The sequence below is a fragment of the Gluconobacter sp. genome, from assembly GCF_047723935.1.
Classification (GTDB): Bacteria; Pseudomonadota; Alphaproteobacteria; order Acetobacterales; family Acetobacteraceae; genus Gluconobacter.
The window spans coordinates 1-6988 of record NZ_JBDOBO010000105.1 but is presented as its reverse complement, the minus strand read 5'-3'; the positions used below and the strand labels follow the sequence as shown (position 1 = coordinate 6988).

The following is a 6988-nucleotide window of genomic DNA, read 5'->3' as shown; positions in this document are numbered from 1 at the left end:
TACCGGCCATCCTTCCTCTGTGATCTTTTTCAGGATCTTTCAGACATGATTGAGTCTGTTTTCTCGAAACACGCGCCCATCGGGCGTCGTCGTTTCGTCACCGGCGCGGCTGCTCTGGGCTGTGGGGCGGCTGTTTCTCCAGCTCTGGCGCACAAGGCGGTCACTGAGAGCCCGCTTTCGGCCGAACTGCCGGACGTATCTTCGTCCTTTCTTCTGAACGTCGAGAAAATCCCGGTTCGGGTTGGGCGGCAGAAAACCAAAGGGATTGGAATCAATGGTTCTATTCCGGCGCCTACCTTGCGCTGGCGGGAAGGTGATACTGTCGAACTTCAGGTCAGAAACCATCTTCATGAAGACACATCGATCCATTGGCATGGCATTCGTCTTCCGGCCGACATGGACGGAGTGCCGGGACTGAGTTTCGCGGGAATTCCTGCGGGAGAGACGTTTACCTATCGTTTCCCGGTCCGGCAGAGCGGTACTTACTGGTATCACAGCCATTCCGGTGGACAGGAACAGGCCGGGCTCTATGGGGCGCTGGTGATCGACCCGGCTGACAGGCCTGCCTATACGGCGGACCGGGATTATGTGGTGCTGCTGTCCGACTGGACGGACGCCGATCCCATGGACATCGTCTCCAATCTGAAATTTGACGGCGACTATTACAATTTCCGCCAGCGTACGGTCGGCGACTTTCTGCACGATGTTCGCAAGGACGGCCTGATGGCGAGTGTCCGGGACCGGCTGATGTGGGGCGGCATGAACATGGCTCCCACGGATATCTCGGACGTGTCGGGAATCATTTACACCTATCTCATGAATGGCCGATCGCCGGACAAGGGATGGACGGGCCTTTTTCGTCCGGGAGAGCGCATTCGGCTCCGCTTCATCAACGCGGCCTCCATGACGCTGTTCGATGTGCGCATTCCGGGTCTTACGATGCAGGTTGTCGCGTCCGACGGTAACGACGTGGAACCGGTCCATGTGGATGAATTCCGTATTGCCCCGGCAGAGACATACGACGTGATCGTGCAGCCCGCGGCTGACGAAGCTTACACGATCTTTGTGCAGTCAGAGGATCGCACTGGCTACGCACGCGGAACGCTTGCCACACGGGAGGGCGCTCTGGGGGCTATCCCGCCCATGGATCCACGACCGCTGAGGACAATGGCGGACATGGGTATGGCGGGCATGAAGGGCATGGGCATGGGCATGGATGGGGAGCAGAAAAGCGACCCGATGGCCGGAATGCATATGGAGCCCCATGACCAGGCTTCTTCAGGAAAGACGGTAACGGCGGTCCCGCAGAAAGCTCACCGTCACGCTGCCATGGACCACATGAATATGGGTCAGGCGGATAGGGGAGACATGGCCGGGATGGAGATGGGCCGCATGGATATGTCGGGAATGTCCATGCGGCACCCCATGCCGGAGACTCACTCTGACGGCGCAAGGCAGAGTGGGCCATCCGGCGATCATGCCGTGGCGTTGCCCGTCAATCAGCCTTCGTCATTGAAAACAGGAGTCGAGGTTCAGAGTCTTGCTTCAAACCCTCAGAACCGCCTTGGGGAGGCCGGGGATGGCCTTGATGGCAATGGACGCAGATGCCTTCGCTACACAGATTTGCGTGCCCTGAAGCCGGGGAGTGACCTGCGTGAGCCTTCCCGGGAGATTGTGTTTCATCTGACGGGAAATATGGAACGCTTTATCTGGGGTTTTAACGGGAAGAAATTTTCGGAGGCAGAGCCTGTCAGGTTGCTGGTTGGGGAACGTGTCAGGTTTATCCTGATCAATGACACCATGATGGAGCATCCCATCCATCTGCATGGCTTGTGGAGTGAGCTGGAGAACGGACATGGGAGGTTTCAGCCGTACAAGCATACCGTGAACGTCAAGCCGGGGGAGCGGCTAAGCTATCTTGTCACGGCGGATGTGCCAGGATTATGGGCGTATCATTGCCATCTTCTCTATCACATGGATACCGGCATGTTCCGGACGGTGGTGGTGGCGTGATGCGGCGTCTGACGCCAGTTGCCCTGGCAATTGCAGCGGCATGCGGGTCTTCCGCCGATGCGGCGCCAATGAACAAGGCAATGGCTGTTTCCTATGTGAACGGCATCATGCCCGTCATGGATCAGCGCACTTATGTCCATGCGTTGCTGGACCAGTTTGAGGCACGTTACAGCAGTGCTGGCGGGCAGTTCCGTTATGATGGGCAAGCGTGGTTCGGTTCCGATTACAATAAGCTGTGGCTGAAATCGGAAGGGACAGTGGGAACCGATGGTCGTTTCGGAGATGGAGATCATGAGATTCTTTATGATCGCTCAGTCTCGCGTTATTTTGATGTGCAGTCGGGGGTGCGGCTGGACATAGATCGTGGCCCCACACGCGCCTGGGGAGCTATAGGTCTTCAGGGATTGGCTCTTTATTTCTTTGATGCCGAAGCGACTTTCTATTTCAGCGATAGGGGCGTCGCTGCACGTCTGACAGGTTCGTATGATATCTTCATTACCAATCGGTTGATTCTGCAACCGCAGGCAGAACTTAATTTTTATTCAAATTCTGACAGTGCGCGAGGTGTTGGCAGAGGGCTGTCCGACATCGATGCGGGTTTGAGATTACGCTATGAATGGCACAGAAAGATCGCGCCTTATATTGGCGTCACATATTCGAACATGTTCTATGAAAACAGGTTTTTTCAAAAAACCTTCAGTCAGACCGGCAATGGTGTGAACTTCACTTTCGGTATTCGAAGCTGGTTCTGACTGTTCGTTGGGCAATGAGATTTTTCAAGAAAACGCTCTTCCAATAAAATGGAAAGTGGATGTTTCTGCCGGCTCCATTAACCTTTGATTAAAAGTTTTGCGGCAAATCTCTAACGAGCCCGAGCGTGAGAAAGACCATGACCGCTCCAGAGGCGCAACAGGTAACTTACTGTGACGACAGGATCAGGACACATGGACTACTTCATTGTTCAGAAAATTGCTGAAAGCAAAGCAGTTGAACGGCTCCGTACTCTTTTTGCAGACCGCGAAGGTGTGACGGCTATCGAATATGCTCTTATCGCAGGGCTTATTGCTGTAGCTTCTTTTGGTGCGATGAAACTGCTTGGTTCTTCGTTGCAGACGCTGTTCAGCACGATCTCCACAACTCTTGGTAGCGCACCGACTTCCTCGGGCAGCTAAGGCAGCCTGACGGGCAGATACGAAAGATGCTGCGGTATATCGCATTGGATGCAGCATCTTTCCTGCTTGTTTTTTCAGCGTGCACGGATATTCATGCACGAAAAATATATAACTCAGCTTCTCTTTTAATATTTGTTCTGTCCATTTTCGTGTCCTGTGCACGAGGGGACTTCTTAAAAGAGATGATCGCTGTTATATTACTGTTTCCAATATTTTATACTTTATGGATTTTCCGTATATTCGGAGGTGGAGACGTCAAGCTTATTTTGGCAGTTATCCCTCTGGTTCCCCTTTGCGATCTGGTTTCTCTGTTTCTGTCCATTTCGATAGCAGGCGTTTTTGTCGCCTTGTGCTGCCTGATTGTATCGGCATTGAGTCAGCGAAATAGTAGTTTTCAGGCGTCTTTACAAAACATTTTTGTTTTTCGCGTGAAATCATCCATGTCCGTTCCTTACGGCGTGGCTATTGCGATGGGTGTTCTTGTTGAAACACTCAAAGATCAGGGCATGTAATGAAACTTTATCGCTACATATTATATTCTTGCTTTGCTGTTCTGACGGTTGTTTGTTTCGTTCTGATTTTCAGGCTGGCTGCAAAGCAGCAGGATGCGCCGCGGGTTGTGCAGGTGGTGAAGCCTGAGCCGATGGTGGCGGTGCTCGTCGCCAATCGGCAGCTCTATGCTGGTGAAGTCCTTCATTCTTCTGATATTACCGGTGCGAGTATCCCGAAGGCTTTTGTTTTGCCGGGAACTGTAATGGACTCATCTTCAGCCAGGCAGAATGTGATTGGTAGCCTGTTGCGGGTGTCAATCCCCAAGAACGCACCTGTTAGAGGTGAGGATGTTGTGCATGCCGGAGACGGAGGATTTCTTGCCGCATTGCTGAGTCCAGGCAAGAGGGGTGTCGCCGTGCCTGTTGATCCATCAAATGCAGTTGGCGGATTGATCTGGCCTGGCGATTATGTGGACGTCCTTCTTATGCCAACTCTGGAGCATGGTCAGGAAAACTCTGATTTTCAGACGTCTGCTGTCAAAACTCTTTTGCAGAATGTTCATGTTGTTGCTGTAGATCAGCATCTTGTCCGGGGCCAGGGGCCTGCAAACGCTTCTGCGCAGAATGCAAGAACTATCGTTTTGGAACTGAATTCAGAGGATGCGCAAAAACTGGCTCTGGCAGAGAAGGTGGGACATCTGACCTTAACTTTAAGGTCTATGACCAAGTCAGCGGAGGATGCTTCAGTAGCAGGCGCTACCTGGAATGACGATATTTTTGAGTCAAAAATTAAAGAAAAAAAAGTGGAGCCGCATAAAACGGCAGCAATTGAAAATTCCATACATGTGTTTAATGGGTTAACGGAAGTCATAAGCAATGAACATGAGTAATATAAAAAATATATTGAAATTTTCTGCTGTCAGTTTGTTTTCTTTTCTGGTGGTGGTAAACGAAATTCACGTAGCTCAAGCAAGGTCATCTTCAAGCATTATTCTTGAAGTAGGCAATGGTAAACTCATTGAATTGGATTCGAGCGTTACCAGCGCATTCGCGGCTGATCCAAAGATTGCTGAAGTAAGACCGGCAAATTCAAAAACACTTTTTGTTTTTGGAACGGGGGTGGGTCGCACCACAATTTCTGCCGTCAATGGGGAAGGGCATCCAGTTGGGCAGTATGATATAGTTGTCAATCCTTCTCAGTATGCGGCGCACCAGGTAAAAGAAATTGCGACGCAATCTTCGGGGGTCAATTATGGATCTCGTGCGGGTCAGAACGGCCTGGACCTTACGGGTAATGCACCAAATCCGGAAAATGGAGAACGTGCGTGGGAGATGGCTAAGGATCAGGCTGGTAAAGCTGATGTTTACGATCATGTAAGATTAAAAGACTCCACTCAGGTCAATTTACAAGTGCAGATTGTAGAAATGTCGAGGCAGCTTGTAAGAGAAATCGGTGTTGAATGGCAAAATATGAACGCTTTGGGGACAAGTGCTGTCATCGGACTTGCAACTAAAAATCCGCTGGCGGCACTAGCGTCAAGTCAAAGTAGCTTTGCTTTTCTGTCACGATTTAAAATTGGTGGAAAGCAAACTACTTTAGAAACAATCATTGATGCTCTTGCTCAGGATCAGTTGGTGCACATGTTGGCTGAACCTAATCTGACGACTTCCAGTGGGGAGCCTGCTAGCTTTCTCGTGGGTGGTGAATATCCGATACCAATTTCATCTTACAATAACACAGTTTCTGTTCAGTTTAAGCAGTACGGTATTTCTTTGTCGTTTGTTCCTACAGTCCTGTCGGGCGGACGAATAAACCTTCATGTAAGGCCGGAAGTCAGCCAGCTTTCAAGCAATGGCGCTGTATCGTTTGGTGAGGGTAATGCAAGCATAAGCATCCCTGCAATAACAGTTAGCAGAGCTGATACGACCATAGAATTGGGTAGCGGACAAAGCTTTGCGATTGCAGGACTTTTTCAGGATAACACAACGACACAAGGGCTTGGACTGCCGGGACTTGGCGATATCCCGATATTGGGTGCTTTGTTTAAATCGAACAGTTTTCAGCATAACCAAAGCGAATTGGTCATTATTGTTACTCCTTATATTGTAAAGCCTGTTTCCAACCCTGACCTTCTTTCAAAACCAAATGATCACTGGTCTGCTCCGGATGACTATCAAAGAGTGTTCCAAATGAGCCAGACAGGTGGGAGGCGAAAAGGTATTGAAAAAAATGCGGGTAACAAAGCTGAAGAAAGAATTCCTTCAGATGTCGGGTTTATGGTAGATTGAAATGAGACATAACTTTCAATATTATCTGATTATCGTAGCCGTATGTTTGGTTCTCGATGGTTGTGCGCAGGTAGACCCTCTTTATCAGGCTTCGGCTTGGAATGCACAGAATTCGAATGGAAAGAATTTATTATTACAAGTAGAAAATGCGCATGATCTTTCCGTGGGAAGATCTGTTTCGGATTACAATGGTTCGTTAGCCGTAGATGCTGTCAAAAGACTGCGAGATGGTAAAATAAAAACTCTGGAAAAAGTTAAGCTGAGTGACGTTGCTAGTAGTCAATCAGGTGCACAATGAGTCAGTTTAAATCGATTGATCACGGGCATTCATTCGAAGGAGCTCTTAAGAAAAGTTCTTCAGAGTTTAGTATTCAAGGTTTTGTTTCTGATGTTGCTAGTGAAAATGTGTTGAGAGAGGTATTGGATGAATTTCATCCTGGAAAATTTTCTCTTGCATGTCTCTCGTGCTCTCTTGCCGCTGTAAAATTAAGTCGCGGTATTTCTCCAGACATTTTAATTATTGATGTTTCTGGAGAAGATCAGCCAATTACATCTTTGGTTGAACTTTCAAATGTCCTCGAACCTGATGTAAAAGTCCTTGTTATTGGTGATAGGCAGGATGCAAATTTTTATAGGCAGTTAACCAGAGGTCTAGGGGTAGCTGAGTATTTATATAAACCCCTCAATAGATCAATGGTCTCTAGATTTTTTGGACCATTTTTAAATGAGGACGAATATACGCCAGAAGCTACTCGTGGAGGTAGGGTTCTGGGTTTTGTCGGGGCAAGGGGAGGAGTTGGCACGACAACAATCGCAGCTAATTTCTCATGGTATTTAGGTGAAGTTGCAAGACGTCACAGTCTTATTATAGATGGTGATTTGTATACTGGAGCTCTATCTATTCTTATGGGTGTCAAAACTGATAGTGGACTTCGTACTGCATTTGAAACACCACAACGTGTGGACGAATTGTTTATTGAAAGAAGTGCGCAAAAAATTGGAGAAAGATGTGATATTCTGAGT

Annotated in this window: 7 protein-coding genes and 1 pseudogene; all 8 read left to right on the top strand. The window is 48.8% G+C overall.

All coding sequences use genetic code 11. From position 1 onward, the window contains the following. Window positions 1–45 precede the first annotated feature (45 nt). Complete coding sequence (locus tag ABF979_RS15830) at window positions 46–2013, top strand: copper resistance system multicopper oxidase (protein WP_415560667.1); 1968 nt, start codon at window positions 46–48, stop codon at window positions 2011–2013. Then, window positions 1956–2765: a copper resistance protein B gene (locus ABF979_RS15825; RefSeq protein ID WP_415560666.1), complete on the top strand. Its 810-nt coding sequence runs from the start codon at window positions 1956–1958 to the stop codon at window positions 2763–2765. The genes ABF979_RS15830 and ABF979_RS15825 overlap by 58 nt, the downstream gene beginning before the upstream one ends. A 192-nt stretch (window positions 2766–2957) precedes the next feature. After that, complete coding sequence (locus ABF979_RS15820; RefSeq protein ID WP_077812536.1) at window positions 2958–3185, top strand: Flp family type IVb pilin; 228 nt, start codon at window positions 2958–2960, stop codon at window positions 3183–3185. Window positions 3186–3211: 26 nt separating this feature from the next. After that, entirely contained in the window at window positions 3212–3697 is a 486-nt protein-coding gene (locus tag ABF979_RS15815; RefSeq protein WP_077812537.1) for a prepilin peptidase, read from the top strand. Further along, window positions 3697–4566, top strand: coding sequence for a Flp pilus assembly protein CpaB (cpaB, locus tag ABF979_RS15810; protein ID WP_077812538.1), 870 nt, complete (start codon window positions 3697–3699; stop codon window positions 4564–4566). Before ABF979_RS15815 ends, cpaB begins: the two co-directional genes overlap by 1 nt. Continuing rightward, window positions 4553–5965, top strand: a complete 1413-nt coding sequence (locus ABF979_RS15805; protein WP_077812539.1) for a type II and III secretion system protein family protein — start codon at window positions 4553–4555, stop codon at window positions 5963–5965. The genes cpaB and ABF979_RS15805 overlap by 14 nt, the downstream gene beginning before the upstream one ends. Window position 5966: 1 nt before the next feature. Continuing rightward, window positions 5967–6263 carry a hypothetical protein gene (locus ABF979_RS15800; RefSeq protein ID WP_149026399.1) on the top strand — a complete coding sequence of 99 codons (297 nt, stop codon included), beginning with the start codon at window positions 5967–5969 and terminating at the stop codon, window positions 6261–6263. After that, a pseudogene (locus ABF979_RS15795) lies at window positions 6260–6988 on the top strand (hypothetical protein); the annotation flags it as partial. The gene ABF979_RS15800 and the pseudogene ABF979_RS15795, both read left to right, overlap by 4 nt.